Origin of the sequence: Pseudochrobactrum asaccharolyticum (genome assembly GCF_003314995.1) — a bacterium.
GTDB lineage: Bacteria > Pseudomonadota > Alphaproteobacteria > Rhizobiales > Rhizobiaceae > Pseudochrobactrum > Pseudochrobactrum asaccharolyticum.
This window is the reverse complement of sequence record NZ_QNRH01000005.1, coordinates 183,072-199,067: the sequence shown is the minus strand read 5'-3', so window position 1 is coordinate 199,067 and position 15,996 is coordinate 183,072. Positions and strand designations below refer to the sequence as shown.

Annotated in this window: 17 protein-coding genes; 8 read left to right on the top strand and 9 right to left on the bottom strand. The window is 51.8% G+C overall.

What is annotated here, in order from left to right; translation table 11 throughout:
* Positions 1 to 79: 79 nt before the first annotated feature.
* The 4 genes from mepA to DFR47_RS14675 form a co-directional block, all read right to left on the bottom strand.
* Positions 80 to 1,084 (bottom strand): penicillin-insensitive murein endopeptidase, encoded by a 1,005-nt coding sequence (mepA, locus tag DFR47_RS14690; protein ID WP_374788401.1) that lies wholly within the window; start codon positions 1,082 to 1,084, stop codon positions 80 to 82.
* 124 nt (positions 1,085 to 1,208) lie between these two features.
* Positions 1,209 to 2,120, bottom strand: coding sequence for an NAD-dependent epimerase/dehydratase family protein (locus DFR47_RS14685; RefSeq protein ID WP_170137511.1), 912 nt, complete (start codon positions 2,118 to 2,120; stop codon positions 1,209 to 1,211).
* On the bottom strand, positions 2,120 to 3,319 hold the full coding sequence (queG, locus tag DFR47_RS14680) for a tRNA epoxyqueuosine(34) reductase QueG (RefSeq protein ID WP_113945156.1): 1,200 nt from the start codon (positions 3,317 to 3,319) through the stop codon (positions 2,120 to 2,122). The genes DFR47_RS14685 and queG overlap by 1 nt, the downstream gene beginning before the upstream one ends.
* The gene (locus DFR47_RS14675; protein WP_113945155.1) at positions 3,300 to 3,992 is read right to left on the bottom strand and encodes a glutathione S-transferase family protein; all 693 of its coding nucleotides are present in this window, start codon (positions 3,990 to 3,992) and stop codon (positions 3,300 to 3,302) included. The genes queG and DFR47_RS14675 overlap by 20 nt, the downstream gene beginning before the upstream one ends.
* 438 nt (positions 3,993 to 4,430) lie before the next feature.
* Here DFR47_RS14675 and DFR47_RS14670 point away from each other — a divergent pair, with 438 nt between their 5' ends.
* Positions 4,431 to 5,237, top strand: a complete 807-nt coding sequence (locus tag DFR47_RS14670; RefSeq protein ID WP_113945154.1) for an undecaprenyl-diphosphate phosphatase — start codon at positions 4,431 to 4,433, stop codon at positions 5,235 to 5,237.
* A gap of 14 nt (positions 5,238 to 5,251) precedes the next feature.
* Here DFR47_RS14670 and DFR47_RS14665 read toward each other — a convergent pair whose 3' ends face one another.
* A complete protein-coding gene (locus tag DFR47_RS14665) occupies positions 5,252 to 6,130 on the bottom strand; it encodes a helix-turn-helix domain-containing protein (protein ID WP_113945226.1) in 879 nt (292 codons plus the stop codon).
* Between the two features lie 121 nt (positions 6,131 to 6,251).
* Here DFR47_RS14665 and DFR47_RS14660 point away from each other — a divergent pair, with 121 nt between their 5' ends.
* Positions 6,252 to 7,184: a phytanoyl-CoA dioxygenase family protein gene (locus DFR47_RS14660; protein ID WP_113945153.1), complete on the top strand. Its 933-nt coding sequence runs from the start codon at positions 6,252 to 6,254 to the stop codon at positions 7,182 to 7,184.
* Between the two features lie 59 nt (positions 7,185 to 7,243).
* Here the strand turns inward: DFR47_RS14660 and DFR47_RS14655 are convergent, their stop codons facing one another.
* Together DFR47_RS14655 and DFR47_RS14650 are read right to left on the bottom strand one after the other, a co-directional pair.
* Entirely contained in the window at positions 7,244 to 8,227 is a 984-nt protein-coding gene (locus tag DFR47_RS14655) for a complex I NDUFA9 subunit family protein (protein ID WP_113945152.1), read from the bottom strand.
* 21 nt (positions 8,228 to 8,248) lie between these two features.
* Complete coding sequence (locus tag DFR47_RS14650; RefSeq protein ID WP_113945151.1) at positions 8,249 to 8,506, bottom strand: hypothetical protein; 258 nt, start codon at positions 8,504 to 8,506, stop codon at positions 8,249 to 8,251.
* Here DFR47_RS14650 and lepA point away from each other — a divergent pair.
* Positions 8,486 to 10,294, top strand: coding sequence for a translation elongation factor 4 (gene lepA / locus DFR47_RS14645; RefSeq protein ID WP_113945150.1), 1,809 nt, complete (start codon positions 8,486 to 8,488; stop codon positions 10,292 to 10,294). The genes DFR47_RS14650 and lepA overlap by 21 nt on opposite strands.
* Positions 10,295 to 10,511: 217 nt before the next feature.
* The gene (locus tag DFR47_RS14640) at positions 10,512 to 10,763 is read left to right on the top strand and encodes an Rdx family protein (protein WP_113945149.1); all 252 of its coding nucleotides are present in this window, start codon (positions 10,512 to 10,514) and stop codon (positions 10,761 to 10,763) included.
* A gap of 320 nt (positions 10,764 to 11,083) precedes the next feature.
* Here the strand turns inward: DFR47_RS14640 and DFR47_RS14635 are convergent, their stop codons facing one another.
* On the bottom strand, positions 11,084 to 12,271 hold the full coding sequence (locus DFR47_RS14635; RefSeq protein ID WP_113945225.1) for a DNA recombination protein RmuC: 1,188 nt from the start codon (positions 12,269 to 12,271) through the stop codon (positions 11,084 to 11,086).
* 231 nt (positions 12,272 to 12,502) lie between these two features.
* Between DFR47_RS14635 and def the strand changes: the two genes are divergently transcribed.
* From def to truA, 4 genes are all read left to right on the top strand, one after another.
* Positions 12,503 to 13,036, top strand: a complete 534-nt coding sequence (gene def, locus DFR47_RS14630; RefSeq protein ID WP_113945148.1) for a peptide deformylase — start codon at positions 12,503 to 12,505, stop codon at positions 13,034 to 13,036.
* A gap of 82 nt (positions 13,037 to 13,118) precedes the next feature.
* A complete protein-coding gene (gene fmt, locus DFR47_RS14625; RefSeq protein ID WP_113945147.1) occupies positions 13,119 to 14,069 on the top strand; it encodes a methionyl-tRNA formyltransferase in 951 nt (316 codons plus the stop codon).
* Positions 14,066 to 14,593: a GNAT family N-acetyltransferase gene (locus DFR47_RS14620; protein ID WP_113945146.1), complete on the top strand. Its 528-nt coding sequence runs from the start codon at positions 14,066 to 14,068 to the stop codon at positions 14,591 to 14,593. Before fmt ends, DFR47_RS14620 begins: the two co-directional genes overlap by 4 nt.
* Positions 14,594 to 15,349, top strand: coding sequence for a tRNA pseudouridine(38-40) synthase TruA (truA, locus tag DFR47_RS14615; protein ID WP_113945145.1), 756 nt, complete (start codon positions 14,594 to 14,596; stop codon positions 15,347 to 15,349).
* On the opposite strand, the gene DFR47_RS14610 is transcribed toward truA, so the two are convergent.
* Complete coding sequence (locus tag DFR47_RS14610; protein WP_113945144.1) at positions 15,344 to 15,937, bottom strand: hypothetical protein; 594 nt, start codon at positions 15,935 to 15,937, stop codon at positions 15,344 to 15,346. The genes truA and DFR47_RS14610 overlap by 6 nt on opposite strands.
* Between the last annotated feature and the right edge of the window lie 59 nt (positions 15,938 to 15,996).

Genomic DNA, 15,996 nt, shown 5'->3' with positions numbered 1-15,996 from the left:
TGAAACCACACTAAATCGTTTTAATTGTATATCGGATGGATTGGCGGAAGAAAAGCGCATAGTTCCGCCAATCAAAACACTATGGTTTTTCCGCAGGCAGCGGGATAGATGCAGGTGGTGTCGGTGGTACAAAAGCCGGTGCAATGTCGGGCTGGACGGCAGATGCTGTTCTGCCATTCGCCAGACCATAGGTCACTTCTTTTACAGAGGCCGGAACAGGTGCATTGAGCAAAGATGCACAAGCCTGCGGCAGTTGTGAAACCATCATGACTTTCGGTGGCTTTGGTTTTTCACCAGGCTTTGCAGGTTTTGCCGGTTTCCACGGCTCATCGGTAAACCACCAGTCCAGCGGCTTGCCGCAACCATCATCTTTGCCGGTCGGTTCCTGTGGTTTGCAATCCGGCGATCCGGCCTGACAACGCAGACGGACGTGGAAGTGATAATGATGTCCCCAGTAAGGGCGCACTTTTGCCAGCCAGCGACGATCACCGGTGACGGTTTCACATAATTTCTTTTTAATGCCCGGATGAACAAAAAGCCGTTCCACTTCCGGATAGCTCGCAGCATGTTTGAGCAGCGCGGTGCGTGACGGTGTCCATTTATTATCATCAACAAGCAGCGAATTCGGTTTGAGCATCGTAATCGCGCTCACATCCTCACGCTCCTGATTGGTGTAGCGGCGGTTTGGCATTGGTGACAGCCAGATATCGGCATCAAGACCAACCTGATGCGAAGCATGGCCGGTGAGCATCGGACCGCCGCGTGGCTGCGAAATATCGCCAACCAGCAGGCCGTTCCAGCCAGTCTTGGCGGCATCACGGGACAATTTATCCAGCAGAGCAATCAGGTTCGGATGACCCCAGTTGCGGTTGCGCGAAAGGCGCATCACCTGCCAGTTCGGGCCATCAACAGGGAGTGCGACAGCACCGCTGATGCAGCCTTTGGAATAGAAGCCATAGGATTCAGGTGCGGTAACAGAGGGTAGTTTCACTGAGCCGAAAGCCTGTTTGGCAGGCTGATCAGCTTGTGCCGAAAATAATGCACTGGCTGAAAGGGCTGCTGCCAGTGTTAGTCTCAACAGCATCGCTGAGAAGGAGCGGGGACGGAATGACATGAGAACAGGTTTCCGGTTATTCAACTTATATAAGCATAGCATCAACTGCGTTGCTCTGGCTGGCAAGCGTAAAAATATCACAGGTGGTCTGCGTTCAGACGCCTTCGCCGCTTTGATGCAGTTTTTGCAGTCCTGCGCGATAGTTCGGATAGCGCAATTGATAGCCGGTTGCTTTCAGTGCTGCATTGGAAGCGCGTTTACACTCCTGATAAAAGGAGCGTGCCATCGGGGACAATTCTGCGGTTTCATAATCAATCGCTGGCGGTGGCGTAACCCCCAGCAAGCCTGCGGCATAGGCAATGATTTCATGTGCCGCTGCCGGCTCGTCATCGGCTAGATTATAGATGCCGCCGAGATTATTCACGCTGAGATGTGCCAATGCACCACCGATATCTTCAACATGGATGCGGTTGAAAACATGATCTTTCTTAATCAGGCGATGCGCGCGTCCTTGTTTGATACTGGCCAGTGCGTTGCGTGCCTGTCCCTGAAATGACGGGCCGTAAATACCGGAAATCCGCAAGATAGCACAGGCGATGTCTGTATTCTCAACCTGTGCCAGCCATTCTTTTTCAGCCGTCACACGGGCAGCAGAACGTGCGGAAAGCGGTTTCAGTTCTGAACTTTCATCGACCCATGCGCCCCGATAGTCGCCATAAACACCGATGGTTGAAAGATAGCTGATAAAGCGCGCTTGCGGCGCGTAATGCAGTAAGCCTTCCGGCATAAGGCGCAAAATCGGATCTGTGTCCTCAGCGCTGCCTGTCAATGGTGCAACCGAGGAGACGATGTGCGTTGCCTGACTTAGCTCGTCGAGCAATTGTGCATTCAAGCCCTGTTCGGCATCAAAAAACACCGGATTGATACCGATATTGCGTAAAGCTTCCGCCTGTTCCGGACGGCGGATTGTGCCTGTGACTGAGCGGATATTTGCAGCCGGATTTTGTCGCAGTGCTTCCACAAAATAGTGCGCGGAATAGCCGGTACCAAACAGAAAAATATGCATTATTGGTCTTTCTCGCTCTGCGTTGCAGCATGCAGCCATTCTTCAATCACTTCCGCCTCTTGTTCAAGGGGAAGATGCTGATTTTTATGGCGTAAAAACTCCGCTTCCGATGCAAGACGCGATAATGCCCAGACGGCCGCACCGCGCGTGACCGGCACCGGATCGTCTAGTAATTGCTCAATGATCGGAATATAAGCAGGATTATCCGAATTGCCGGCGGCAATCAGTACATTACGGATGAAGCGGTCGCGACCAATGCGTTTGACCGGCGAACCGCTGAAGAGTGTCCTGAAAGCCGGATCATCCAGCTGCAAGAGCTGTTCCAGCGATGGTTCTTTCAGCTCTTCACGTGCCTGTAATTTAGCTTCGCGGGACACCTGAGCGAATTTATTCCACGGACAGGCAGACAGGCAATCGTCACAACCATAGATACGGTTGCCCATCATGCTGCGGAACTCGTGCGGGATCGGCCCTTTATTCTCAATAGTGAGATAAGAAATGCAACGTCGTGCATCAATCTGATAGGGAGCAGGGAAAGCATTGGTCGGGCAGGCATCGAGGCATGCACGGCATCTGCCGCAACTGTCTTTACCGGCATGATCCGGTTCCAGATCAGCGGTGGTAAAGATGGAGCCGAGAAACAGCCATGAGCCATATTCACGGCTGACCATATTGGTGTGCTTACCCTGCCATCCCATACCGGCAGAGACCGCCAGCGGCTTTTCCATCACCGGCGCCGTATCGACAAAGACTTTTACCTCATGGCCGGTACGCGCTGCAAAGCGGCTGGCCATATGTTTGAGTTTGCCTTTGATAATGTCGTGATAGTCGCGGTTCTGTGCATAAACCGAGATCGCGCCGCAGTCTTTTTTATCTTGCAGCGTGCGCGGGTCATGGTCGGGGCCGTAATTCATCGCCAGCATGACGATAGAGCGCACTTCATGCCACAATTCGGAAGGATTGGAGCGACGGTCAGCCGTCTCCTCCAGCCATTCCATTGAGCCATGGCGGCCGTGATCCAGAAAATAGCGCAGCCGCTGCGGTGCCTCGGGAATAGCATCCGGTGTGGTAATGGCTACCACATCAAAACCGACCGCAGCCGCTTCTTCTGTTAGGAAGCGTTTCAGACGGACAGCAGGCGGCTCATCGCTTTTCGGCAGTGGTTTCTTTGGTGTACGATCAGAAATCGAGGTCGCCATAATGAGATGCCGGGAATATGCCGCGTACACGATCAGCGAGAAGCGGACGGAAAGAAGGACGGGATTTCATACGTGCATACCACTCGCGGGTAGCACGATGTTCAGCCCATTCAATTTCACCTAGATAATCGAGAATGGAAATACCGGCAGCCGCCGCCATATCGGCATAGCTTGGTGTATCACCGGCCAGCCAGTTGCGGGTTGCTGCCAGCCAGTCTGTATAGCGCAGATGCTGGCGGATATTGGCGCGTGCGGCACGGATTGCGGTGGAATCCGGTGCTGATGAGCCCATTTCCTGTGACATTTGCAATTTGAATACGCGCTCACGGGCAAGGTGACGGGTAACTTCATTTTCAAATTTGATCAGAAACCAGTCGACAAGGCGGCGCACTTCGGCGCGCTCCATCGGGGTTTCCGGCAGCAGACGACGGTTGCGTTTCAATGCGCCGCGTGTTTCGTCCATATATTCGGCAATTACGGTTGCACCGACAACCGGCCAGTCATTTTCAGCCAGCAGAACCGGCAAAGTGCCAGCCGGATTCAGCGCCAGAAACTCTTTTCTGCGTGACCACGGACGTTCCTCAATCATTTCCGCTTCCACGTCATATTCATTGAGAATAAGGCGGACATAGCGGGAGGTTGTGGACATCGGGTGGTGAAACAGCGTGAGCATGTGGTTCGATAGTACTTTCAGATGTGGCTGTTACCCGCCCGGCCATAGTCGGGAGTAAGCAGACTGAATGATCTGCCAGTTTGCAGCTGATCTGTGAAAGAGCAAAGTGAACGGGGCTCAATTCGCAGAGGCTTAAATCTGAGCAGCAGGCGATAGTAGGCTTTGGTCGCAGGCGCAATAAAAATACGGCTGCAAAGCATTTTCGGCAATTATACGTGCTTCTTATAAATAATTGGTTAGGACGGCTGCGTTACATAATTATGCATTGCATTGTGAGTAAAAACATTTCAACAGGCTGAATTTAAGGCAGTGAGATTGTTTTTCTGCTCATTTTCAGCTTGCTGACAGGTTGTCTGTATAAATCAGATATTTAGGACTTGTCAGTTTTGACAATAAATATGAAACGAACGCAGACGGCAGACAAAGGTATTCGGCATTATGGACGCATGGGCAATATTCGAGGCTGCGATTCTCGGTCTTCTGGAAGGTCTGACAGAGTTCCTGCCGGTCTCGTCTACAGGCCACCTTTTGCTGGCAGGGCATTTTTTAGGTTTCGAATCTACCGGACGTACTTTTGAAGTGCTGATTCAATTGGGTGCTATTCTGGCAATCTTGAGCGTTTATTTCGGACGTTTATGGAAATTGCTTACGGATTTGCCAAGGGATGCCGGTGCCAGACGTTTTGCCGCCGGTATTCTGCTGGCGTTTTTGCCGGCAGCGGTGATCGGTGCCTTTGCCCATAGCTATATCAAGGAAGTTTTGTTTGAGACGCCGATGCTGGTTTGCTCCATGCTGATAGTTGGTGGGTTCATTCTGCTGTGGGTGGATCGTCTGCCACTGCGTCCGCGTTATAATGATGTAACGCAATATCCGCTGAAAATGTGCTTTGCCATTGGTGCCGTTCAGTGTCTGGCGATGATTCCGGGCGTATCGCGCTCCGGCTCGACAATTGTCGGCGCTTTGCTGATGGGGTCGGATAAGCGTTCTGCTGCGGAATTCTCGTTCTTTCTGGCCATGCCGACAATGGCCGGTGCTTTTGCCTATGATCTTTATAAAAACCATGCACTGCTCTCCAGCAATGATATGGCGCAGATCGGTATTGGTTTTGTTGCGGCCTTTATCTCGGGTGTAATCGTTGTTCGTTATCTGCTGGATTATGTATCCCGCCATGGTTTTGCACTTTTTGCATGGTGGCGCCTGATCGTCGGCTCTGCCGGTATGGCAGCATTGCTGGTCTGGGGCTGATAATTACTTAAGAATCAATGTGCCTGAAACAGGTCGCGATAGGCGCGCGGCGGCATGCCTCTTGACCGCCTGAACTGGCGGTTGAAATTGGCCAGTGATTCATAACCTGTTGCCGCTGCGATATAGGCGACAGGTTGTTGTGTCGCGACCAGTCTCGCGCTGGCATCGCCAATACGCAACCGGATGATATAAGCGGAAATGGTTGTACCGGTTTGTTTGCGGAACAAACGGTGCAGGCCGGATATGCTGAGTGCCGCAATGCCTGCAAGATCATCCAATGTCAGCCGATGCATATAATGCTGATGGTTATGTGATAGCACACGATCAATCCGCTCCCAGCCCATGCGTTCGCGGCCTTCCGGCTGATCGTGGCCTTGAGCCGGCTTGCTGCTCAGAATCTGCTTGTCATCATCTTCTGCCAATCTGTTCAATATGCCGAGCAGTGATAATAAACGTGCGGTCGGCGGCAGGGTGAACAGTGTTTTGATTACGGGGCGCAATGCAATAGCGCAGGCGGAAGAAAATTGCAGGCCATGCGCAGCGCGGGTGAGCATGGATTCTATAGCGTGAAATTCGACAAAAGTTTTTGACAGCGCTTGTATCTGCTCCGGCGTGAACCAGATCACCAAAGCCCTGTGTGGCTGATCCGAATTATATTTACTGCGCGATGACCAGCTATGCGGCAGGTTCGGGCCGATCAGCACCAGATCGCCATCAGCATAATCGCCGATATGATCGCCGATAAAGCGCTGCCCGCGCGAGTTGAGGGTGAGTGTCAGCTCATATTCGGGATGGTGATGCCATTGAAACGGAATAGCATCATCCAGCCGCCGATCCAGCAGGCTGAGTGATGAGGCGGGCTCCGGCACTCGTCTTTCTAAATAAGGCTTCATATGGCGCTCGGTTTGAATAATACGCCAAAATAGTATCAGAAAAGGCCACATGCCGACAACATGCTATAATAGTGCTTGTTAGGCTGGATGCATGATTGATCAATTCGGGAGGAGACAGATCATGCAACCAGTACTCAAAAGAGATGCACATCCGACTGTGGCTGCGGCTGTGCCGCTTAAAGATATTCAGAAAACCCTGCCTTTGCGTGTCTTGTCTGCGGACGACTGGCAGCATTGGATCACTAATGGTTATGTAATTGTGCGTCAGGCTGTCCCGCATGACAATGTCGAGCAGTTGGTGGATGTTTTGTGGCGCTTTGATGAGAAAGATCCGGCGGATGCATCGACATGGTATGCACCGCAGCGCCGTGACCATATCATGAAAGAACTGAACAATACCGGTATGCTCGAGATTTATAATCATCAGGCGCTGTGGGACAACCGCATGGAGCCGCGCGTTTATAATGCATTTGTCGATATTTGGGACCGGGAGGATCTCTGGGTCACAATTGACCGTGCCAATCTCAACCCGCCGAAAAAAGTCAAAGGCAATGCGCACGGCTTTATCCATTGGGATGTTGATACATCCGTTCGACCGCTGCCGGTAGGTGTGCAGGGTGTGCTGAGCCTGAAAAAGCAGGATGGCGATGTCGGCGGTTTTCAGTGCGTGCCGGATTTGTTTCGCGATTTTGAGCAATGGGAGAAAACCCAGCCCGCTGACCGTGATCCGATGCATCCGGATATGACCGGACAGCGTGTGGTGAATATTGAAATGGAAGCGGGGGATATGCTGATTTTCAATTCCCTGCTCGCACATGGTGTGCGCCCTAACCATTCGGATGATCGTGTACGCATGGCGCAATATATTTCAATGCATCCGACGGAATTTGATAATTCTGATGAGCGCGAGGAAAGAATCCGCTTGTGGCGCGAGCGTGATCATCCCAAACGTGATGCATTTCCCGGTGATCCGCGTGAATGGGAAAAACATCATGCGAAAACAGCGCAACTGACCCCTTTGGGCGAAAAACTGCTCGGTCTGGAACCGTGGTAAAAGCATAAACAGAAAAGGGGCCGTGAGGCCCCTTGAACTTTTAAAGATGTTGGCACTGATTAGCGTGCCAGACTTGCCTTGTCATATTGACCCAGCACACGGAAGCGCCAGAGGTAAGACGGCAGGATTGCATCCACAGCCTGAGGTTTGATGCCCAGACCTTCCAGTGTCAGATCAGCATCAGCTGCTTCCTGTGAAACCACATTATTGCTTTTCAGCAGTTTAACATGATCGCTGGTCAGTGGCGGATTTGGCAGCAGGCCGAGAATTTTACCCTGCAAGCTCGCAACCCACCAAGGCAGATTGATAAAGATGCGTTTGCGGTTGATCACTTCCAGCGACAGCTCCATGCAACGACGCAGTGTTAGCACTTCTGCACCACCGAGTTCATAGGCTTTACCTGCCTGCAATTTGCCTTCAACAGCGCGGGCAACCACTTCAGCCACATCGCCGACATAGACCGGCTGGAACTGTGTTTTGCCGCCGCCGATTAATGGCATAAACGGTGAGAAGCGGGACATGCTGGAGAATTTATTGAAGAACTGATCTTCAGGGCCGAAAATAACGCTTGGACGCAGGATAACCGCATCCGGTTTAATGCTCAGAACCTGACGTTCAGCTTCGGCTTTGGTACGGGCATATTCCGATGCACTTTTTAGATCAGCGCCGAGTGCAGACATATGCAGCAATGGCAGACCGGCAGCGGCTACAACTTCAGCGACGTGTTTCGCGCCAATCGCATGCACGGTGTTGAAGCGCTGTTTGCCGCTTTCTGACAGAATACCAACCAGATTGACCACATAGTCCGCACCTTTGACAGCGCGTTCAATCGACCAGCGATGGCGGATGTTGGCCTGTACCAGCTGGATCTGACCGATATTGCCAAGCGGCTGCATGTAATAGGCAACTTCCGGTTTGCGCACGGCAACACGGACGCGATAGCCGCGACGCGCCAGCGCATCAACCACATGACGCCCGACAAAACCCGATCCGCCGAAGACTGTAACCAGCTTTGGTGTTGTGCGGTGATTAAGCGTTTCCATGACCTGTCTCCTGCGCCGGTCCTATTGCGGCATAATACGGCTCATCAGCTTGTGCTTTGAGAGCTGTAAATTACTCAATGCTGCTATGGCGCGCAGAGGCGCATTACCAGCTTTTGGCATCGCTTTAATGGTTTTTTGCCGTTTCGCAAAGGGGACATAATGCTCCATACCCCGAAAGATTGAACTTTCAGCACTGATTTGCCCCGATTTGCATGAAACCCCTTTGCCTTTGCGCAAATCTGCTGCTAAATCGCGCGCATGAGCACACCACTTGACCATATCCGGAATTTTTCCATCGTCGCCCATATTGATCATGGGAAGTCGACCCTTGCCGACCGTCTGATTCAGCAGACCGGTGGCCTTGATAATCGTGAGATGAAAGAGCAGGTGCTCGACTCGATGGAAATCGAGCGCGAGCGCGGCATCACGATCAAGGCGCAGACCGTGCGTCTGAATTACCGTGCGAAAAATGGTGAGGACTATGTTCTCAACCTGATCGACACACCGGGGCACGTTGACTTTGCCTATGAAGTCTCCCGCTCGCTGGCGGCCTGTGAAGGCTCGCTGCTGGTTGTGGATGCCTCACAGGGCGTGGAAGCACAGACACTGGCCAATGTTTATCAGGCAATCGACAACAATCACGAACTGGTTGTTGTGCTGAACAAGATTGACCTTCCTGCGGCGGATCCTGAGCGCGTGAAAGAACAGGTTGAAGATGTGATCGGTATCGATGCATCAGACGCTGTGGAAATTTCCGCGAAAAGCGGTCTGGGCATTCCTGATGTGCTGGAAGCGATTGTTACGCGTCTGCCGGCACCGAAAGAGGGTGACCGTAATGCGCCGCTCAAAGCCATGCTGGTGGACAGCTGGTATGATACCTATCTCGGCGTGATCGTTCTGGTGCGCATCATTGATGGTGTGCTGAAAAAAGGCCAGACCATCCGCATGATGGGTACCGGTGCCAAATATCCGGTAGAGCGCGTCGGCGTTTTCACACCGAAAATGGTGGCTGTTGAAGATCTGGGTCCGGGCGAACTTGGTTTTATCACCGCTTCGATTAAAGAAGTCGCGGATACCCGCGTTGGTGATACGATCACTGAGGATAAACGTCCGACAGCGAATATGCTGACAGGCTTTAAACCGGCGCAACCGGTTGTGTTCTGTGGTCTGTTCCCTGTTGATGCGGCTGATTTTGAAGATCTGCGTGCTGCTATGGGCAAGCTGCGTCTCAATGATGCCAGCTTCTCCTTTGAGATGGAAACATCGGCAGCGCTGGGCTTTGGTTTCCGTTGTGGCTTCCTGGGGCTGCTGCATCTTGAAATCATTCAGGAACGCCTTGAGCGCGAATTCAATCTTGATCTGATTGCAACCGCACCATCGGTTGTCTATCGCATGAACATGCTCGATGGTTCAGTGAAAGAACTACACAATCCGGCGGATATGCCGGATGTGGTGAAAATCACTTCGATTGAAGAGCCATGGATTAAAGCGACCATTCTGACGCCGGATGAATATCTGGGCTCGATCCTGAAACTTTGTCAGGAGCGCCGTGGTATTCAGGTAGATCTGTCCTATGTCGGCCCGCGTGCGATGGTGACTTATGAACTGCCGCTCAATGAAGTGGTGTTCGATTTCTACGATCGTCTGAAGTCGATTTCTAAAGGTTATGCTTCTTTCGACTATAATTTGTCGGAATATAAAGAAGGCGATCTGGTGAAAATGTCGATCCTCGTCAATGACGAGCCGGTTGATGCGCTTTCGATGCTGGTGCACCGCTCTGCCGCTGAAAAGCGCGGCCGTGTGATGTGTGAAAAGTTGAAAGACCTGATCCCGCAGCATATGTTTAAAATTCCGATTCAGGCGGCAATCGGCGGACGTATCGTAGCGCGTGAGACCATTTCTGCTCTGCGTAAAGACGTGACCGCAAAATGTTACGGCGGCGATATTTCGCGTAAGCGCAAACTTCTGGATAAACAGAAGGAAGGTAAAAAGCGCATGCGTCAGTTCGGTAAGGTGGAAATTCCTCAGGAAGCTTTCATTCAGGCGCTTAAAATGGGTGATGAATAATCACTTTAAAATGACAGTTTTTACAGACCCGCCTTTTGGCGGGTTTGTTGTAGAGCATTTCCAGCAAAAGTGGGAACCGCCTGCGCGGGAAATCAGTTCACCGGACTGATTTCTTACCCGCTTCGATGCGTAGGATAATGCGGTCAAATAGAAGGTAGAATGGTTCCAACATTCAGTATTAACGGGGATCATTCTACCTGAATACAGGATTTGCAATATGACCACTAAACCACGTATTACCATTGAATATTGCATCCAGTGTAACTGGATGCTTCGCGCTGCCTGGGCAGCACAGGAACTGTTGCAGGCATTCGGTGATGAAGTCGGTGAGATCGCACTTATTCCGGGTGGTGACGGTAATTATATCATCCGTCTGAATGATCAGATTGTTTGGGATCGTAAAGCCGAAAACGGCTTTCCGGAAACCGATGCGCTGGTTGCGCGTATTCGCGAGGCAATGAAGGGCTGATCAGGCTCTGGCCTTTATGTCATATATAAAGACATAAGGTGCTGATTTTTATTGTAAATTTAAAGCCGGATGCAGAGTGTATCCGGCTTTTTTATTTGTCGGGCAAGGTGTTGCGGGCATCATTTAACACGGAGATTCTGCAATTATATCTGAGCTGGATACTGCATGATAAAGACATAGCCGGTTGCACTTGCCCTGTTTCGTATTTAATTGCCGTGGCGAATATAGGCTAATTGGTTAATTTTATTGAGTAAAATAAGTTTTTTGAGTGTTGCGTCCCGCTTTAAACGGAGAATTACAAAGGTTTAAAATGCCGCTGATTATAGAAAACGTGGCGCAGGTGTGCTGCCATTTTGCTGCAGTGTCTGTTGTTCGGCAGCCTTCTTCTGCTCGTGATTATCCGGATTATCCCCCAGTTCCAGCGCTTCGATCTTTGCGCCACGGCGTGTGACTTTAGAGGATGAGATCAGGATATCGTCAATATCGCGGTTGGCTTGGGAGAAGTGGGTTTGTAACTTGCGTACCCGTTCATCAAGGCGCGCAACATCATCCATCAGGCGCACGACTTCCCCCTGAATAAGATGGGCCTGTTCCCGCATTCGTGCATCTTTGAGTACCGACTGGATCACCTGAATGGAAAGCATCAGCAGGGAAGGTGAGACAATAACCACCCGTGAGCGGTGCGCCCGCTGGATGATAACCTCAAAATTCTCATGAATTTCCGCAAAGATCGATTCTGATGGCACAAACAGAAAAGCTGTGTCCTGTGTTTCACCGCTGATAAAATATTTAGCGGCAATATCACGGATATGCACTTCCATATCGCGGCGAAACAACTGTTCATAATGACGTTTGGCCTCCGGCGTTTCTGAGGCTTTTAGCGCATTCCAGCTTTCCAGCGGGAATTTGGCATCGATCACCAGTGAGGCTGTGCCATTGGGCATCCGCACAAGACAATCAGGCCGCATGCCGTTAGAAAGCGTGGCTTGAAACTCATAGGCGCCCATTGGCAAACCGTCAGCAATAATCGCTTCCATTCGCGACTGACCGAAAGCCCCGCGCGTCTGTTTATTGGCGAGAATAGCCTGTAATTGCACGACCTGACCGGCAAGCGACTGAATATTATTCTGCGCGGTATCAATCACCGCCAGCCGCTCTTGCAGCTTGCTCAGGTTTTCATGGGTCGAGCGGGTTTGCTCATTGATACTGCGGCCAAGATGACTGGTCATCCCGTCCAGCCGGTCACGGATGGATTTGTTGAGTTCTGCCTGCCGCGAGCCGAAGAGTTCAGCCATTGTCTGCATGCGCCCCTGCATTTCCGCCTGACTTTTCAGGATTGAATGCATCTGCATTTCGGCCTCCCGCGCACGCTCTTCCGACTGGAATTGTGCATGGATCATCGCCCTGCTGTTGCGGCCGGAAAGCCAGATCAGCAGAACGAGCACAAGCAGCACAAAACCGCCTGCAATCAGAAGCGTCTGTGCGGGAATTGCATTGAGCGCATCCATTAGCGATGGCGGTGTTTCAGAGGCAGAAAATGTTTCCATGGACAAAGATTACATGATTCGCGGTAAATATAAGAATAAAACGTGAACAGAATTTTGATGTGATCATGTAATTTATTGACGGCGGAGTGCTGAGAGATTAGATCGGACATCATTCAGATCAGGCCTGCCTTGCGGGTGTTCGATATTTTCAATGAATTGCGACACCGGCAATTGCAACAGCGGATAAATCTTATGACCATTAAGCCGATTATTTTTCTTCCTGATCCGGTTTTACGTCAGGTTTCAAAACCGGTTGAACGCTTTGATGCGGATCTGCGCAAATTTTCCGATGATATGTTTGCCACAATGTATGATGCGCCGGGTATTGGTCTGGCTGCAATTCAGGTGGCAGAGCCAATCCGCATGGTTGTGATTGATCTGGCAAAAGAAGGCGAAGTGCCTGCACCGCATGTCTTTATCAATCCGGTGATTGTTGAGCGTTCTGATGAGCCGAGCTCTTATGAAGAGGGTTGTTTGTCGATCCCTGATTATTATGCGGAAGTGGAACGCCCTGCGACTGTTCGTGTGACCTATCAGGATATTGAAGGCAAACCGCAGGAAATCAAAGCGGAAGGTCTGATGGCCACGTGTCTGCAGCATGAGATTGATCATCTGGACGGCGTGCTGTTCATTGATCATATTTCCAAGCTGAAGCGGGATATGGTGATCAAGAAGTTCAAAAAGCTGGCCAAAACCCATGTGCCTGCATCGGCTCCGAAACTCTGAAGCACGGATTGAATTCCGGTCAGATCAGAGAAGTTATTTAGGCCGTATTCTAGTTAGGCCAGTATTTTCGTTAGGATAGTCTATGTCATTACGTATTGTGTTTATGGGCACACCGGAATTTTCTGTGCCGGTGATGACAGCGCTGATCGGACAGGGCTATGAGATTGTTGCTGTCTACACCCAGCCGCCGCGTCCTGCCGGACGCCGTGGCTTAGAGTTGACCAAATCTCCGGTTCATGAAAAGGCCGAAGAATTCGGTATTCCTGTTTTCACGCCGAAAAGCCTGAAAGGTGAAGAAGAGCAGCAGATTTTCCGTGATCTCAATGCGGATGTCGCGGTTGTTGTTGCCTATGGCATGTTGCTGCCAAAGGCCATTCTCGATGCGCCTGCTTTGGGCTGCTATAATGGGCATGCGTCCCTGCTGCCACGCTGGCGTGGTGCGGCACCAATTCAGCGCGCGATTATGGCTGGTGATGCCGAGAGCGGCATGATGATTATGAAAATGGATGAGGGGCTGGATACCGGCCCTGTCGCCATGGTCGAGAAAATCACTATTACTCCGAATATGACTTGCGGCGAGTTGCACGACCGTTTGAGCATTACCGGTGCTGATCTGATGGTGCGTGCCATGGCTGCACTGGAGCGTGACAGTCTGAAGCTCAATCCGCAATCGGAAGATGGCGTGACTTATGCCTCCAAGATTGAGAAGTCTGAAGCGCGTATCGACTGGTCGCAACCGGCGCAGGCCGTACATAACCGTATCCGTGGTCTGAGCCCGTTTCCGGGTGCCTGGTGCGAGATGGAAATCAATGGTCAGCTCGAGCGCGTAAAAGTACTGCGCTCGGTGATCGCTGATGGTGCAGGTGCAGCCAGAGAAACACAGGCCGGTGAAGTGCTGGACGGCCAGCTGGTGATTGCCTGCGGTGACGGTGCGGTTGCACTGACACTGGTGCAGAAAGCCGGTGGTAAGCCGGTGAGTGCTGCAGAATTCTGCAATGGCGTTAAGCTGACCCTTGGTGCAATTCTGCCATGAGCCACTCTCCCGTAAAGCGGTTTGATATCCGTCCTGTCCGTGAGCAAGACCGCTCTCAGATTGATGGTGTGATTGCTGCCGCTTTCAACGGGAATGATGAGGTTGCCTTGGTGCGCAAGCTGGTTTCAGACAAGGATATTGTGCTGGAAGTGGTTGCGGAAGTGGAAGGCACAATCATCGGGCATATTCTGTTTTCCCGTTTACGGATTGAGCAGGATTACGATCGTCTTGCCGCTGTGGCATTGGCGCCGCTGGCAGTTTTACCTGCGCACCAGCGGGCAGGGATTGGCCATGCGATGATGGAAGAGGCACATCGTTTGCTGGTGCAGCAGGGCGAGAGCCTGAGCATTGTTTTGGGCGAGCCCGCCTATTATGGCCGCTTTGGCTATGCTGTTGCGGATGCTGCACAGCTTGAAAGTCCTTATCCTGCACAATATCTGCAATTGAAATATCTCACAGAGCGCAAGCCTTGTACGACCATACAGGGCAAATTGATTTATGCTTCTGCATTCGGAGAGAGTTGAGTGCCGCGTTATCGTCTGACAGTTGAATATGATGGTTCATCCTATGCCGGATGGCAGCGGCAGGATAATGCGCCGAGTGTGCAAGGCGCGATTGAGTCTGCTATTTTCAAGTTTTGCGGTGACAGCAATTCTCTCGGCGCGGCGGGGCGCACCGATGCCGGTGTTCATGCTTTTCAGCAGACCGCGCATGTTGATCTGACAAAAGACTGGGCGGCTTCCAAAGTCCGTGATGCGGTGAATGCCTATCTGGCACTGGCTAAAGACGGTGTCTTTCTGCTGAATGTTGAAAAAGTGCCGGATCATTTTGATGCGCGTTTCAGCGCGTTGGGACGGCATTATATCTATCGGATCATCAATCGTCGTACACCTCTGGCGCTGGAAGCCAACCGCGCATGGTGGGTGGCGAAGAAGCTGGATACAGATGCAATGCAGGAGGCCGCGCAATTGCTGGTCGGCCTGCATGACTTCACGACTTTCCGCTCCGTGCAGTGTCAGTCCAAAAGCCCTGTGAAAACGCTGGATGTGCTGAATGTGCAGCGCCATGGCGAATTGGTTGAGGTTCGTGCCTCCGCGCGGTCTTTCCTGCATAATCAGGTACGCTCGCTGGTCGGTAGTATCTCCGAGGTTGGCACAGGCCGCTGGACGACAGGTGATCTGGTGGCAGCGCTTGAGGCACGTGATCGCAAAGCCTGTGGTGTCGTGGCACCTGCGCACGGGCTTTATATGATTGGCGCGGATTATCCGCTGATTTTATGAGGCGGGAATTAGTCCTGTCAGTCCCTGCAGGATAATTGTCAGCATGATGCTGCCTAATATCACCGAGATAAAAAATGGTGCTGCAAAACTATGCGGTCGTTGCAGAGCCGCACGGGTGAGCCTGTAGCTCAGGGCTAAAGTGGCCAGAAACAGGCCGAAGCCTATCCCTGCAAATACAGGGGACAAATCCGGCTGCAGCAGGTTGAGAAATGACAGCGGGGCGTAAATCCACGCGAACAAAGCCGTAGCCCAGTTGGTTGCCACGACATAGGTTGAGAAACGGCGCTCCAGCCCGAGACTGCGGCTGAGAAAGCCGATAATCAGCAAAGGCAGCAGCCAGACAATCATGTCAATCGTTGCAAGTTTGACTGTATTGATGAGCCGCAGAGCAGTCTCATCGCCGTCGGTCAGGCGGGCTGCGATCTCGACCCAGCCGATCAGCATCGGTGGCAGGGAAATGAGAATGGCATAAAATGACCGCCAGAAACCATCGGCGTCGGTATTCAAATTATTCAGCGCTTCCGGGTGGCCGGTCATCGTGCGCCAGACTGCGGAGAAATAATACTGAATCTCTTCAAAACTAGGCATAGGTACCCTGCGCAACAAATGAATTTCAGGTGCCTGTATTGTTACCGGCACCTGAAGAC